The sequence below is a fragment of the Vibrio paracholerae genome, assembly GCF_037672085.1.
In the GTDB taxonomy this organism is placed as follows: domain Bacteria; phylum Pseudomonadota; class Gammaproteobacteria; order Enterobacterales; family Vibrionaceae; genus Vibrio; species Vibrio cholerae.
In genome coordinates this window covers 1856515-1871016 of record NZ_JBBHLM010000002.1, presented here as the reverse complement: position 1 = coordinate 1871016, position 14502 = coordinate 1856515, and the positions used below count along the sequence as shown (strand labels likewise).

Annotated in this window: 13 protein-coding genes; 8 read left to right on the top strand and 5 right to left on the bottom strand. The window is 46.1% G+C overall.

What is annotated here, in order from left to right; translation table 11 throughout:
• Window positions 1-37: 37 nt before the first annotated feature.
• The gene (dsbB, locus tag R4537_RS13605; RefSeq protein WP_071178458.1) at window positions 38-559 is read right to left on the bottom strand and encodes a disulfide bond formation protein DsbB; all 522 of its coding nucleotides are present in this window, start codon (window positions 557-559) and stop codon (window positions 38-40) included.
• Between the two features lie 79 nt (window positions 560-638).
• Window positions 639-2231, bottom strand: a complete 1593-nt coding sequence (gene nhaB, locus R4537_RS13600) for a Na(+)/H(+) antiporter NhaB (protein WP_071178457.1) — start codon at window positions 2229-2231, stop codon at window positions 639-641.
• A gap of 644 nt (window positions 2232-2875) precedes the next feature.
• Between nhaB and fadR the strand changes: the two genes are divergently transcribed.
• Complete coding sequence (gene fadR, locus R4537_RS13595; protein ID WP_000234819.1) at window positions 2876-3715, top strand: fatty acid metabolism transcriptional regulator FadR; 840 nt, start codon at window positions 2876-2878, stop codon at window positions 3713-3715.
• A gap of 234 nt (window positions 3716-3949) precedes the next feature.
• On the opposite strand, the gene R4537_RS13590 is transcribed toward fadR, so the two are convergent.
• Both R4537_RS13590 and R4537_RS13585 read right to left on the bottom strand, forming a co-directional pair.
• Window positions 3950-5101: a DUF1887 family protein gene (locus R4537_RS13590; RefSeq protein ID WP_071178456.1), complete on the bottom strand. Its 1152-nt coding sequence runs from the start codon at window positions 5099-5101 to the stop codon at window positions 3950-3952.
• 169 nt (window positions 5102-5270) lie between these two features.
• Complete coding sequence (locus tag R4537_RS13585; RefSeq protein ID WP_071178455.1) at window positions 5271-7262, bottom strand: methyl-accepting chemotaxis protein; 1992 nt, start codon at window positions 7260-7262, stop codon at window positions 5271-5273.
• A gap of 259 nt (window positions 7263-7521) precedes the next feature.
• Here R4537_RS13585 and hinT point away from each other — a divergent pair, with 259 nt between their 5' ends.
• From hinT to R4537_RS13550, 7 genes are all read left to right on the top strand, one after another.
• Window positions 7522-7872, top strand: a complete 351-nt coding sequence (hinT, locus tag R4537_RS13580; RefSeq protein ID WP_000807128.1) for a purine nucleoside phosphoramidase — start codon at window positions 7522-7524, stop codon at window positions 7870-7872.
• 12 nt (window positions 7873-7884) lie between these two features.
• Complete coding sequence (locus R4537_RS13575) at window positions 7885-9303, top strand: COG3014 family protein (protein ID WP_071178454.1); 1419 nt, start codon at window positions 7885-7887, stop codon at window positions 9301-9303.
• Window positions 9303-9692, top strand: a complete 390-nt coding sequence (locus tag R4537_RS13570; RefSeq protein WP_001261382.1) for a YcfL family putative periplasmic lipoprotein — start codon at window positions 9303-9305, stop codon at window positions 9690-9692. The genes R4537_RS13575 and R4537_RS13570 overlap by 1 nt, the downstream gene beginning before the upstream one ends.
• A gap of 52 nt (window positions 9693-9744) precedes the next feature.
• The gene (gene lpoB, locus R4537_RS13565; RefSeq protein ID WP_000750164.1) at window positions 9745-10335 is read left to right on the top strand and encodes a penicillin-binding protein activator LpoB; all 591 of its coding nucleotides are present in this window, start codon (window positions 9745-9747) and stop codon (window positions 10333-10335) included.
• A 27-nt stretch (window positions 10336-10362) separates the two neighbouring features.
• Window positions 10363-11223: a phosphotransferase gene (locus tag R4537_RS13560; RefSeq protein ID WP_071178453.1), complete on the top strand. Its 861-nt coding sequence runs from the start codon at window positions 10363-10365 to the stop codon at window positions 11221-11223.
• A gap of 179 nt (window positions 11224-11402) precedes the next feature.
• Window positions 11403-11942: an alpha/beta hydrolase YcfP gene (ycfP, locus tag R4537_RS13555; protein WP_071178452.1), complete on the top strand. Its 540-nt coding sequence runs from the start codon at window positions 11403-11405 to the stop codon at window positions 11940-11942.
• A 356-nt stretch (window positions 11943-12298) separates the two neighbouring features.
• Entirely contained in the window at window positions 12299-13588 is a 1290-nt protein-coding gene (locus R4537_RS13550; RefSeq protein ID WP_000196857.1) for an NAD(P)/FAD-dependent oxidoreductase, read from the top strand.
• Between the two features lie 112 nt (window positions 13589-13700).
• Here R4537_RS13550 and R4537_RS13545 read toward each other — a convergent pair whose 3' ends face one another.
• Entirely contained in the window at window positions 13701-14237 is a 537-nt protein-coding gene (locus tag R4537_RS13545) for a GNAT family N-acetyltransferase (RefSeq protein ID WP_000186700.1), read from the bottom strand.
• Between the last annotated feature and the right edge of the window lie 265 nt (window positions 14238-14502).

Here is a 14502-nt window from a genome sequence, read left to right as displayed (position 1 = left end):
GCCTTTTTTATCAGCCGGATTGAGCGATGCGATTGGCTTAACGGGAGGTTTTAGCCAGTTGTGCAATGACAAAAATCGCTAACGCGAGCAAGTTTGCCGCGAAAATAACGACGAGCCACTGCGGCATAGATAGCGTCAAAAATTGCCACACAACCTTACTACAATCACCATACGCTTCAAACAGATTGGGAGCCCATTGGTTGAGCGGAGCCCAAGCCGGGAAGGTGACAAACAGATCGCAAGTAGCAAAAGGCGAAGGGTTAAACTGGTAGTTCACATGCTCGATAGCCAGCATCAAACCTTTGTAGCTGCTGGCACCCCAAGCAGCAAAACCGAGCCAACGTACGATAGGGTTTTGTGGTGCAATTACACCAATCAAGGCAGCGACACCAATACCCAGCATAGCGATACGCTCATAGATGCACATGACACAAGGTGCCAGTAGCATCACGTGTTGAAAATACATGGCACACAAAGTAAAGAAAACCACAAATGCCAGCAGCAACAGCCAAGATAACCGCGACTGAGAGAAGGTTTTAAGGGAGGATAATATACGCACAGATAGATCCTTGTTAAAAAGAAAAGCTCTGAATACTCAGAGCTTTGTATCTTGGATTAGTTTCAGGTGCAATTGAAATTTAGTGGCCACTTGGTAGCAACGCATCCGCTGCTGGAGCCACATGATGGCTGATCCAACCTAGGCTGTAGAATACTTCAGTCATGGGTTCCAGTAAGAACATGATGCCAATAAAACCAACGAATGAAAGCACTAGAGTATAAGGAAACGCCATGATAACCATGCGTCCGTAAGATAGACGGATTAGTGGCGCCAAAGCTGACGTAAGTAAGAACAAGAATGCCGCTTGACCGTTCGGTGTGGCTACTGAAGGTAAGTTGGTGCCGGTATTGATGGCGACCGCTAATAAGTCAAACTGGTCACGTGAGATCATACCTTCAGTCAGCGCAGTTTTTACTTCCGTGATGTAAACCGTCCCTACGAATACATTATCTGACACCATTGAAAGCAAACCGTTCGCCACGTAAAACAGTGCGAGTTGAGTGCCGTGATCTTCGACATTTAATACCGCATCAATCACGGGTTTGAACAACTCTTGGTCGATAATAACCGCAACAATCGAGAAGAACACAGCCAGCAATGCGGTAAACGGCAGTGCTTCTTCAAACGCTTTACCCAGCGAATGCTCTTCAATCACACCAGTAAACGCCGTAGCTAAGATAATCACCGACAAGCCAATCAAACCAACTGCTGCTAAGTGGAGAGCCAAACCGACGATCAACCAAACTGCAATAGCACCCTGTACCCACAATTTGGCAACGTCTTGATTCGTGCGGTTTTTGCGTTCTTCAGAGTCAAAATCGAGCAGAATTTGACGAACATTGGCAGGAAGACGAGCGCCATAGCCAAAAATGCGGAATTTCTCAACCAGCATGCAGGTCAGCATACCGGCAATAAATACGGGCACAGTAACGGGGGCCATGCGGAGTAAGAACTCACCAAATTGCCAGCCTGCTTGGTCAGCAATGATCAGGTTTTGAGGTTCTCCTACCATGGTGGTCACGCCACCTAGCGCCGTACCCACACCAGCGTGCATGAGCAGCGAGCGTAAAAACGCGCGATAGTTTTCTAAGTCATCACGAGTTAATTCTGAAATACCTTCATCATGGGTGTGATCGTGAGAAGAATGAACACTTTGCCCCGAAGCGACCTTGTGATAAATCGAGTAGAAACCCACAGCAACACTGATGATAACCGCAATGACTGTTAGTGCATCTAGGAAGGCAGAAAGAAAGGCTGCAGTAACGCTAAAGGCTATAGAAAGGAGAACTTTAGAGCGAATGCCAAGCAAAATTTTAGTGAAAATAAACAGCAGCAGCTGCTTCATAAAATAGATGCCTGCCACCATAAACACCAACAGTAGCAATACCTCGATATTGGCAACCAGTTCATGCTTAACTTGTCCCGGACTTGTCATCCCAATCGCAATCGCTTCAATCGCAAGTAAACCACCGGGCTGTAGAGGATAGCATTTCAGTGCCATGGCCAGAGTAAAGATAAACTCAACCACTAATAGCCAACCCGCGAGGAAGGGATTAATAAAGAAGAACACTATTGGGTTAATAATGAGAAAAGCAATGATGGCAACTTTATACCAATCAGGCGCTTTACCAAGGAAATTCTTGATAAACGCGTTTCCGAGGGACATCGGCATGATGATTACTCTTTAACTGTTGTTATAGATAGACTTTGTGTCGTACCTGCTTTCACCAAAGCATTAGACTCAGTGTGTAGACAAAATCTTTTCAACAGTGATTTAGCAAGAAAATAAGGTTGGTCACCGATTCAATTCCGGCTAAGTCACTCCCTGAGAAAAACAAGCACTCCATACTTCGACCGCAACTCTACTTGTCGTTACACAATAGTCAACAACAAATATCATGATGCTAAAAAGTTACTAAACTTTCGTTAAAAAACGCGATCTAAGTGGTGTAAGCATAACACAAAGTTGACGAAAAATTCATTTAGAAGCCGTGAGTTAGGTGAAATTGAATTTAATACATCTTTACTCCAAAGAAATACCTCTTTCGAGTAAGTTTATTTTGCTAATTAGAAACAGGAGAGTGTGAGCTGTGTCCATTTAATTTCAGGTGTTTTATGTAGTCGATGAAAAGAAAAGTGTTTACCAGTCATCTTATAAGCAAAATGTTCACAATGATTCGCCCAAGTTAAATTAGAGTAATTGCACTATGATTTCTTTGTGACAAGTTTATCGATGCTTGGTTTTCGACGTACACCAACTAGTGGTATGATGAGTGCCATTCGACCCAAATAAAACAAGTATTGGATTAGTCATTAATGGTCATTAAGGCAAAAAGCCCAGCCGGTTTCGCTGAGAAGTATATTATTGAAAGTATTTGGAACGGCCGCTTTCCGCCAGGTTCCATCTTACCTGCAGAGCGTGAGCTTTCTGAATTGATCGGTGTTACGCGTACCACTCTACGTGAAGTGTTACAGCGTTTAGCGCGTGATGGTTGGCTCACGATTCAACACGGTAAACCCACCAAAGTGAATCAGTTTATGGAAACGTCAGGTTTGCATATTCTAGATACCTTGATGACTCTTGATGCAGAGAATGCCACCAGCATTGTTGAAGACTTACTAGCTGCAAGAACCAATATCAGTCCCATTTTCATGCGTTACGCTTTTAAGCTAAATAAAGAGAGCGCAGAGCGGATCATGATCAATGTGATTGAGTCCTGCGAAGCTTTGGTTAAGGCTCCTTCTTGGGATGCGTTTATCGCAGCTTCTCCGTATGCGGAAAAAATCCAGCAGCACGTGAAAGAAGACAGCGAAAAAGATGAGCTCAAAAGGCAGGAAATCTTGATCGCGAAAACATTTAATTTCTACGATTACATGCTATTCCAGCGTCTCGCTTTCCATTCTGGTAACCAGATTTACGGTTTGATTTTTAACGGGTTGAAAAAGCTGTATGACCGTGTGGGAAGTTACTATTTTTCCAATCCTCAAGCGCGTGAATTGGCCATGGAATTCTACCGTCAGCTGTTAGCTGTATGCCAAAGCGGTGAGCGTGAGCATTTGCCTCAGGTTATTCGTCAGTATGGTATTGCTAGCGGACACATCTGGAATCAGATGAAATTGACGCTGCCGTCCAATTTTACTGAAGACGATTGCTAATCTAGCACTGTTCGTTTTTGTTAAAGAAGCCCGCATTGTCATGCGGGCTTTTAACTATTCAAATTAATCTCAATCCCTTGAGTTTAGTGATGATAGTTACACCCTTTCGACTTGAAGCTGCAGGGGTGTTGGCTACGTTCGTTCGCCCCAATCACATAGTCTCTCTATGTTCATGGGGATGAACTCACTTGCCGCCTACCTGCAACTCCAAGTTGTTTGGGTATAGAGATTGACTTAATTTCCCCCCGCGGCTTTGAACCATTGGGTTAAATGGGTTTTCAAATCTTTCAGCTCATCTGGGCCAATCAGTGCCAGCCCCAAGTCTTCAGCCCGCGTAATATCGTTATGGCGCAGAGGGCGGAAGCTGACCAACATTGCTCGGGCCTGTAGGCCACCGAGAAGATCGCGCAGTGATTCGAGTTTGTATAGAGTATCGTCACCGTCATCACGCATCCCTTTGGTTTTACACTCAATAATGTGTAGCTTATTGTTTACCACGGTCGCGACATCCAACTCGTTACGTACTTCTTTCTCTCCAAGCTGGCGATAGACTTGTACATTGAGCGAGCGATCTTGAATGGTTGGCATGTCATCTTGGATCTGTTTTACAGTGCTGTGAACTAAGGTTTCTAGCCATTCTCCATTAGCAAAGCGGCGAGCCTCTTCGTTTATGAACGTGAGAATGCCGTTTTCATAACTGGCAATCTTGGCCTCAACGAGATCACTGAGCAGCATATTTAATTCGCGATAGCCTTGCTGCTTGTCAGATAATTCCACATCCAGCTTCTGCTCTTTTCTGCAAGTGGTGGCGAGGTAATTGAGGGTGGCGAGGCCTGGGCCTAATTCCAATGCATTACTCGCCCAGCGTTCACCCAACTGATACAACTGCTGATCTAATTGTGGAGAGAGTTGATGCTCATTGAATTCGCCACGCGCACCAAAAATGGTGAGGTAGTCGGCAATGGTGATGCGGTCTTGAACTTGAGTATCGTTATTGCCTTCAGGATACAGCCAGCATAAGCAGTCACTATTGGGCTCTACGACAAAAATTGGCCAGTGATAGGTGCGGAACACTTCGTATGCTGACAGCAATCGGTGGCGTAACCCACAACTGGCGTTGAATTTGACCTCTTCACCACGCGCTTTAAGTGTTTCGGCAAGTTCTCGAATCGCACTTTTGATGGCGGAGGTGTTTGAGCCGGCGGGAATTTCAAAGAAGTCTGTTGAGATATTACGCTTGTTTAAAACGTCGCTAAGGCGTTGATAAATTAGTGTTTGGGTATGGTCGCCAATAAAAATAATGTGGCGGCTAACGGTTCGATTATCGAGCAGCGGTGTCACTAAGCGAACCGGATCCTGGTCGATAATCCCTACGTGAATAGCCATAAAGTGTCCTCATGATTTGCTTGCATGAGTGGAGGGAAAAGTGGCGCAAGCTTGTTACTCATATAACGATGAGGCGTTGAAAAAACAAGAGCGACTCTGATGAAAAGTCGCTCTTTGTGGAAAAATTGACAGGAAGAGTGCCTAGCAAGAGTGCTAGCCGTTCATCTGATTAGAGTTTAAACCTATGGACTAACTCACTCTGTTGGTTGGCGAGTGCGGTCAAATTCGCACTGGTTTGCGCAATTTGCGACATCGCTTGGTAGCTTTCATCTGAGATATGGTTGATATCTTCGATGCTGCGGGCGATCGAGGTGGTGGTTTCGTTTTGCTCACCCGCCGCTTGGGAGATATGCGTACTCATATGGCTGATTTCGATGATCAATGCTTGAATTTCCTCCATGGCACTGTTGGCATGGGAAGCTTGTTCGACAGAGAGTTCCATATCTTGCATACAGCTCTCAATAACCTTACTGGCTAATGAAGAGCTGGATTGCAGATTACTGATCATCGATTCGATTTCTGAGGTCGATTGCGTTGTGCGCTGCGCAAGAACGCGCACTTCATCCGCCACCACCGCAAAGCCGCGGCCTTGTTCTCCCGCACGTGCTGCTTCAATCGCTGCATTAAGAGCTAAAAGGTTCGTTTGCTCAGCAATGTTGCGGATGACATCCAAGATAGAGCCGATTTGGCTGCTCATCTTGCGTAAATCACCGACCGCTTCAACTGACTCGATTAAGCGCGTTTCAAGCTGACGGATTGTGCTGATGTTGGTGCTCATGATTTGGCGACCTGACTCTGATGCGGTTTCGACTTGTTGCACCATACCCAGTGAATTCTGTGCACTATTGGCGACTTCTTGCACCGAGTGAGCCATTTCCGTCATTGCGGCTGCGACGCTAGAGGTCTGTTCACGTTGACTGTTGAGCTTATTTTGTGCACTCAGTGAGGTCGTTTGGTTTGTCGATGCTGTCGCGGTCAAATCATCAGAGGCACTGTTGAGTTTGACTAAAATGTCGTGCAGGTTATCGGCAAGACTATTGATGTGACGGCTCAGGCGGCTGAATTCGTTGTTGTAGCGAATCTCAATTCGTTGCGTCATATTACCTTGGGTGAGGCTTTCTAAGGTTTTGAGGATCCGAGTTACGGGTTCACGAACACTGTGTGCTATGTGGTAACCAATCGCAGTAGCTAACAGAACCACGGCAATACCAATTACTACCGCTTTAATCGCACCTTGTTGGTAAACTGAACCGGCTTCAGCAAGGGATTGGTTCAGGTCATCGGTCGCCGTTTGGTTAAACGCGCCTAAAATGGTCATCGCTTTGTCCACTTCACTGGCGAGGTTGGCAATATTGTTATAAAGCGCAGCGCGAGCTTGCAGATATTCATTGTGCTGATCCAGCACGCCGCCTTTTTGGCCGATATCTTGGGTGAATTTCGCGACTGGCTCATCAAAACGCTCTTTCAACTGCGGCATCTGCGTGGTGAGGCCACGGTACGCGTAGTTTAGATGGGTGACCGCCTTTTTGTTTTGATTGACCGCTTTTTCTACAAAGGCGACATCTGAGCTGGCTAAGGCGTCAGAAGTGATCACTTCCGCATCTTTTAATTTGATGAAGTAGCTTTTGGCCATCACTTTGACAGAAATGCTGTCGTTGTCATCGACAAACTCTTTCATCCCAACACTCAATTCTGAGTGAAGGCGTTGAAACTCACGAGTCGACTTCTGTACGGAAGCTTGAGCGGCAAACATGGCTTGATAGTTATCCATAGCAAGGTCAGCTTCACTAAAATAGCGGGTTTCGAGTTGCTTTAATTCCGTGATTGGCTGCGCCAGTTCGGGATGATTCACACTGGCTTGACTCAGTTCCGCCAAAACAGATTGAAAGCGCTGTTTAGACTGAGCAAACTCTTGACGCATACCGTCCATGAGCGAAGTATCTTGCGTAGTCAGAAAGTCTTTAAACGATTTATCGGCAGACAAGAGTTGAACACTCGTCTGATTAGAGAGAGAGACGAGAGGCAATGCAGTGGTTGAAACACTTTCAAAATTGCTGTGAATTTGATTCATGCCACGAAGCATGATAGCGACAGTCACCACAAACATGATGATGATCAGCGCAAAGCCGGCATACATACGCCGAATAACGGAACCCTGCATAATTTCTCTCCCTCGAAAATCACTCATTGTTATTAGAATTCATCAAAGACAAATTTGTCTTAAAAAAGTAACAAAACAATCATTATTGTATTGATGTTAGGAAACACGTTTTATGACCGATACAGCAAAAAAAACCTTTCACCAGTGAGCTTGCTCAGGTTCTTTTAACTGTACGGTGTTTTTTATTGAGCTTTACTATGCCTTGACGCATACTCAAGCCAGAAAAATTCTTAATCAAAACCTTTGTACGGAGTACGTCATGGCGGAAGAAACCATTTTCAGCAAAATCGTTCGTAGAGAGATTCCCGCTGATATTCTTTATCAAGATGAGTTGGTCACTGCATTTCGAGACATTCATCCGCGCGCGCCAAGCCATATTTTGATCATCCCCAATAAGCTCATCCCAACGGTCAATGATGTTGAAGTTGAAGATGAATTAGCACTCGGTCGGCTGTTTACTGTCGCCAAAAAAATCGCTGAGCAAGAAGGGATCGCCGAAAACGGCTATCGCTTGATCATGAACTGTAACTCACATGGGGGTCAGGAGGTCTATCACATCCATATGCATTTGGTGGGTGGTCGTCCGCTTGGGCCGCTTTTGATGGGCTAACTTCATTCTCCGATGTTGATGGTGACGAATCACGTGGTTCAATACATTAAACGACCTATGCGTAGCCTCATTCTTACCTCATTACTGCTCGCGGGGTGTGCCAATCTCACTGCGGGCAATCTTTTTAGTCATTACAGTGCGCAAAACAGGGACTTATACCAATCCGTAGCCGCTGGGCAATACCAACAAGCGACGCAGTTGTTGCCCGATTATGTCGCTGGGGAAGTGTTAGACAACCTTGAAAAAGGTCGGGTTTATTTTCTTAGCCAGCAATACGCAGAAAGCCAGCAAAGTTTGGCTGCTGCAGATTTGGCGGTTAAACAGCAGCAAGACCGAGCGATCATCTCTGTGAGTAGTACAGCGACCAGTGTGGGTTCGCTGGCAGTCAACGATAACTTGAATGAGTACGAACCTGCCGATTATGAACTGGGCTTTTTGCACCTGTACTTAGGGCTAAATTATGTGCGCAATAATGATCTGGATGGTGCATTAGTTGAAATGCGCCGCGCTAACCAAGTTCAGGAAGCCGCCAAAAAACGCCGTGAACAAGCGTTGTCCAGTGCTGAGCAAGAGATGCGTTCACAAGGATTATCCCCGAACTTAGGCAGTGTGCTTGCGCAATATCCAGATGCCGGAAAAACCTTAGAAGCGGTGCAAAATGGCTATCTGTTGTATCTTTCGGCGCTGCTTTATGAAGCGGATAATGATTTGAACTCGGCTTATGTTGACTACCGCAGAGCGCTGGCGGTTGCCCCCAATAATCCATCGGTTATTGATGGGACACTTCGAGTCGCGTCTCGGCTTGGCATGCAAGAAGATCTCAAGCTTCTTAAACAGCAATATGGTGAGCCTAAACGCTTAACCTCTGCGCAAGGCCGAGTCATCGTGATAGAAGAGCAGGGCATAGTACAACCTAAGCAAGCATGGCGACTCTCTTTACCTTTGTCTGACAGTCGTGGCAATACGGCGCTGTATTCTTTGGCTCTACCTTATTATTCATCATCGGTGGCGCAAAGTCGTGTACCGATCAGTCTAAATGGCGCTAGTTTGGCCTCTATGCCAGTTACTGATGTGGATTTGATGGCTAAGCAGGCATTAACGGAGCAGATGCCTGCGCTGGTACTGCGCCAAGCGCTGCGTGTGGTCGCCAAAGATCAGCTGCGCAAAGAGACGACTCAGGAAGAGGATGTCGCCAATTTAGTGTTTAATATTTGGAATACGTTAACGGAGCAGCCTGATACACGCAGCTGGTTAACCTTGCCCGCCACAGTCAATACGGCCACCCAAGTGGTGAAAGCGGGTGATCAAGTGCTGGATATTGCAGGGACTCACTATACCTTTCATGTTCCAGAAAATGGCACAGCGCTAGTTTGGCTATCTCACCAAGGTAACAATGTGACAATTTGGCATAAACAACTAGGGATACGGTAATGAGAACGTGGCTATTAGCAGTATTAACCGCTTTACTCTTAGTGGGATGCAGTGCTAACACTGCAGGTTTGCGAGTGGATGGCGCATCACAGCAAGTCTTATTTAACGACAGCACTTTAAGCAAAAGCTTAAGTATTGAGGACATTTCAACCACGGCAGTGGATGGACATACTCGAGGCGTGGTTCGTTTGCAGAGTAACCAAAAAAGCGATGTGCATGTACAGTACCGTTTTTATTGGTATGACAATGATGGGCTTGAAGTGAATACCAAGTTAAGCCCATGGAAAACCATCATTTTGCGAGGTATGGAAACCGTGTCACTGACTGAGGTTTCGGTGAACCCGAACGGTAAGCAGTTTCGCGTCCAGATCCGCGAAAGCGATCAATAAAAAAGCGGTCGAATAAGCGATCGATAAAAATACGTTTTTAAGAGGAATCACGATGAAAAAAAGTGTCATTGCCCTGCTAGGTTTGGCGGTTATCTTAGGGGGATGTTCGAATAAAGTGAGCTACGGTGATGCGCAAGCGGTAGAAACCGTCAATGTTGACTTTGGTTCGACCGACCTGCAAAAAATTGCTGCAGAAATGGTGGATAGCATGATGATGTCAGGCTCGGTTTCTGCCATCACTCGCGATGGTCGCCCGATTGTGTTTGTTGAACGTATTAAGAACAAAACCAGTGAACATATAGATACCGAATCGATCACGGACACCATCAGCACCAAGATGCTCAATTCAGGCAAGTTCCGTTTCGTCGATATGGATCGTGTTGAAGCGGTTCGCGATCAGTTGAACTTCCAGAATAATGACGAACTCGTTAACCAAAGCACAGCGATCCAGTTTGGTAAGATGGTCGGCGCGCAATACATGCTGTACGGCAATCTATCGAGCATTGTGAAAAACGCGGGTAGTGATAAAGATGTCTACTACAAGATGACCATGCGTTTGATGGATCTACAAACAGGTTTAATCGAGTGGGCTGACGAAACCGAAATCCGTAAGCAACAGTCAAAGAGCTTACTCGGTTTGTAATCCACTAGCACAGGGAAGGAGTTGGTTATGGCAAAGATTGCATGGCGAGAAGCAAGCGCACTGGATCCGTCGTTGTTGTCATTAAATCACTTTTTCTTTGTGCCGCCAGAATATGCGCAGACCTTGACCGGAGGTCTCACTAATCGTTGCTGGAAAATCGTTGCGGGCGATCGTGCTTTCGTGTGGCGTCCAGCAACGCCTATTACCAAAGCCTTTTCTATTTCTCGATTTCAAGAGTATCAAATCCTCAAAGCGATTGAGCATGATCATATCGGCCCGAAAGCCGAACTGGTTAATGAACACGGCTTGCTTGTGGAATGGATCGATGGCGAATCACTGCGTGATGGTGTCGCTTTTGACGTGGTATTGAAAACGCAAACGCGCATTCATGAGTTGGATATCCATCGCATTCCGGTAGCGCCTTTTAACTATCTTGGTCGAGTTGACCACTACTGGCTACAGATCCGAGATGACCTGAAAACCGATGAGGTTAAAGCGCTCTATGAGCAGTGGCGGTCTGTGCCCAATCTCACCGATGTGGGGCAAGTGCTTTGTCACTTTGATCTGGCTGGCTATAACATGGTGAAAACCGAGCAAGGACAAAGAGTCATCGATTGGGAATACGCCGCCTTGGCCGATCCGCGCATTGATTTAGCGCTGAGTATTGATGTCGCTGGTGAAAACGTACTTGATGCGGTATTCCGTTACTGCCAACGGCGCGAATTATCCGATATCGATGCTTGGGTCTCTGGTGTTCAAGCTTGGCGACCGCGTACCACTATGATGGCAATGCTCTGGTATCTATTGGCTTATCAACTTTGGGCTGACGAACTTTATCGAGATCAGGCGCAGCAACTTGCGCAGACTTTGCAGTCGAAACAAGGCTAGCCAAAAGCATAACCAAGCATTACGTGATGAGCGGATGCTGCCGTCAGCGGTAACCTTGTTTGGAGAAATGCGGTTCAAATTCTCTTTACGGTGAAATTCTCTTTACTGATAGTCTACTAGGCTGTTTAAAACCATACTCTTCGTGGTAGATTAAAACCTCAAGGAACGGGGGAGACATTATGATTATTTACTTACACGGATTCGATTCAAATAGCCCGGGTAACCATGAAAAAGTGCTGCAATTGCAATTCATTGATAGCGATGTGCGTTTCATTAATTACAGCACCTTACATCCCAAACATGATATGCAACATCTACTGAAAGAGGTGCATAAGGCGATCGAGCAGTCTGGCGATCCAAATCCACTGATTTGCGGTGTCGGGCTCGGTGGTTATTGGTCTGAGCGGATAGGTTTTTTGTGTGGAATAAAGCAGGTTATCTTTAATCCTAACTTGCATCCTGAATTGACGATGCAGGGGCGCATTGATCGCCCAGAAGAGTACGAAGACATCTCCACCAAATGCGTTGAAAAATTCCGAGCCAAGAATCAAGGTCGCTGTCTGGTGATCCTGTCGCGTCAGGATGAAATTCACGATAACCAGAAAACCGCGCAAGAGCTACAAGACTATTACGACATTGTTTGGGATGACACTCAAACGCATAAATTCAAAAAAATCTCTCATCATTTGCAAGTGATGAAAGCCTTCAAAGCGGCTTAGTTTCCCTAAGCGATACGATCTTGAACAGCCTCTTTTGGAGGCTGTTTTTACTTATCCAAACCCACAAAAAATCTAATGAGAATGACTTAATCTGTGGTTGCGTGATGAAATCAGCCCTATATAATGACCAGCACTAAGATTTGTTGATAAATATCAAAATAAATTGAGAGCGAGTGGAAAACTTGCCGATTATTTGTGTTAGCGCAGCTTTTTGCTGCCGAGTAACGTGCCACTGAGAGTAACCAAACCTCACCCAAGTCTGCTGGATGTTAAACGCATCATGGCATAACAGATTCCCTCAGCACGAGCAATCGGGCTGGATAATAATTATTCATCTTTATTTGAGGATTGTTGTTGTGACACGAATTATCGTTGTAGGTGGTGGCGCTGGCGGTTTAGAGCTGGTGACCAAACTGGGTCGCACACTCGGGCGCAAAGGTCGAGCCAATGTAACCTTGGTGGATCGCAATTCAAGTCATCTCTGGAAACCTTTGTTGCATGAAGTGGCAACAGGTTCATTGGATGAAGGCGTAGATGCGCTGAGTTACCGCGCACATGCGAAAAATCATAGCTTCGATTTCCAGCTCGGTAGCTTAGCGTCGATTGATCGTGAAAGTAAAACGATCACGCTCAGTGAACTGAAAGATGAGCATGGTGAGCTGCTGATGCCAAAGCGTGATTTAGAATACGATATTCTGGTATTAGCGATTGGCTCGACGTCTAATGATTTCAATACTCCGGGCGTGAAAGAGCACTGTATTTTCCTAGATAGCCCAGAGCAAGCAAACCGTTTCCGTACGGAAATGAACAACGAGTTTTTGAAGCTGCACGCGAAAAACGGTCAAGGTTCTGTGGATATCGCTATCGTTGGCGCGGGCGCAACAGGTGTTGAGCTATCGGCTGAATTACATAATGCGGTCAAAGAGTTACGCACTTATGGATTTGGTGACCTCGATTCAAGCAAGCTGAACGTGAACTTGATTGAAGCGGGTGAGCGTATTTTGCCAGCACTGCCACCACGCATTTCGGCGGCAGCACACCAAGAGCTGACCAAGTTAGGCGTCAATGTACGCACGATGACCATGGTGACCAAAGCGGAGAAAGATGGCCTGACGACCAAAGATGGCGAAAAGATTTCTGCGCACATCATGGTTTGGGCTGCTGGGATCAAAGCACCTGATTTCATGAAAGATATCGCAGGCCTTGAAACGAACCGGATTAACCAATTGGTCGTGAAAGGCACACTACAAACCACACGTGATGATGACATCTTTGTCATTGGCGACTTAGCCCAGTGCACACAGGCGGATGGCAAATTTGTACCACCTCGCGCACAGGCGGCGCACCAAATGGCTTCACTGGCATTTCGTAATATTGTGGCCAAAATGTATGGCCGCGAGCTCAAAGCTTACGTTTATAAAGATCATGGCTCACTGGTTTCCCTCAGCCGTTTCTCAACGGTCGGTAGCCTAATGGGTAACTTAACTCGTGGCTCTATGATGGTCGAAGGGCGTATTGCTCGCGTGGTGTACATCTCTTTATACCGTATGCACCAAATGGCGCTGCACGGCATGATTAAAACCGGTTTGATGATGTTGGTGGGGCGTATTAACCGCGTTCTGCGTCCAAACCTCAAGCTACACTAATCATGTTAGATAGAATCAAGCGGCACTCGTAGCCGCTTGATTTTTATCTATCCCAAAACGAAAGGGGGGCCGTTAGGCGGTCAGTCAGTGTATGTCTATCAACATAGACAGGCTATGGAATTAAAGAGAACACAATGCCGGCTTTCGGCTCGCCTGCATACAAAAAGCGGTTGGGTGCTAACTGCTCTCGATTGGCGCCACAGCGCAGCGCTAATGCCTGACTGGGCACATTTTCCGGGTCACAAACGATCTCCAAACGTGTTAATTCCAAACGTTCAAAACAGAACAAAATCAGCGCAGTGAGCGCTTCCTTACCATAGCCTTGTCTTTGATAACGATCCCCAATCCAATACCCCAGACTAGCCATATTGAAAGTATGGTAAAACTCATTAATCGCCACCATCCCGACTAAGGTTTGCGTTTGTCGTTCAAATACGCCAAATCCATAAGCTTCGGCTTTAACCCAATTAAGCCGTGTGGCTTGAATAAACTGCTCTGCTTCTTGCTGGCTAAACAACGCATGACACCAGTCCACCCATTGATGAAGCGTTTGTGACTGACGAATACACTGTACCAACTCTTCAGCTTCATCGGCAGTGATGAGACGAAGCTGCAAGCGCTGAGTGACGATTTGAAAATCCGGAGTCATGGTTTATCCCTTTAGCTTTTTATGTATACCCAAACGACTTGGAGTTAGGTGGCAAGTGGGAGCATCCCCATGAACATAGAAAGTTCTATGATTGGGGGAACGAACCTAGCCAATACCACTGCGCTTCAAGTAGTAAAGGTATCATCCGATGCACTCGTCTCTTGATTATAAGCAACGAAGTAAGATTTGTGGAAAATCAGTGGCTTTGTGGCGTAAGAGTGGAAGAAGGTGTGAGCATAGCGATAAAAAAGCCGCTCCGGATGGA

Excerpts from the sequence above, each read along its gene's own strand:
- nhaB (WP_071178457.1), bottom strand. The coding sequence starts at position 2,231 with ATGCCGATGTCCCTCGGAAACGCGTTTATCAAGAATTTCCTTGGTAAA.
- fadR (WP_000234819.1), top strand. The coding sequence starts at position 2,876 with ATGGTCATTAAGGCAAAAAGCCCAGCCGGTTTCGCTGAGAAGTATATT.
- R4537_RS13590 (WP_071178456.1), bottom strand. The coding sequence starts at position 5,101 with ATGGCTATTCACGTAGGGATTATCGACCAGGATCCGGTTCGCTTAGTG.
- R4537_RS13585 (WP_071178455.1), bottom strand. The coding sequence starts at position 7,262 with ATGCAGGGTTCCGTTATTCGGCGTATGTATGCCGGCTTTGCGCTGATC.
- hinT (WP_000807128.1), top strand. The coding sequence starts at position 7,522 with ATGGCGGAAGAAACCATTTTCAGCAAAATCGTTCGTAGAGAGATTCCC.
- R4537_RS13575 (WP_071178454.1), top strand. The coding sequence starts at position 7,885 with ATGTTGATGGTGACGAATCACGTGGTTCAATACATTAAACGACCTATG.
- R4537_RS13570 (WP_001261382.1), top strand. The coding sequence starts at position 9,303 with ATGAGAACGTGGCTATTAGCAGTATTAACCGCTTTACTCTTAGTGGGA.
- lpoB (WP_000750164.1), top strand. The coding sequence starts at position 9,745 with ATGAAAAAAAGTGTCATTGCCCTGCTAGGTTTGGCGGTTATCTTAGGG.
- R4537_RS13560 (WP_071178453.1), top strand. The coding sequence starts at position 10,363 with ATGGCAAAGATTGCATGGCGAGAAGCAAGCGCACTGGATCCGTCGTTG.
- ycfP (WP_071178452.1), top strand. The coding sequence starts at position 11,403 with ATGATTATTTACTTACACGGATTCGATTCAAATAGCCCGGGTAACCAT.
- R4537_RS13545 (WP_000186700.1), bottom strand. The coding sequence starts at position 14,237 with ATGACTCCGGATTTTCAAATCGTCACTCAGCGCTTGCAGCTTCGTCTC.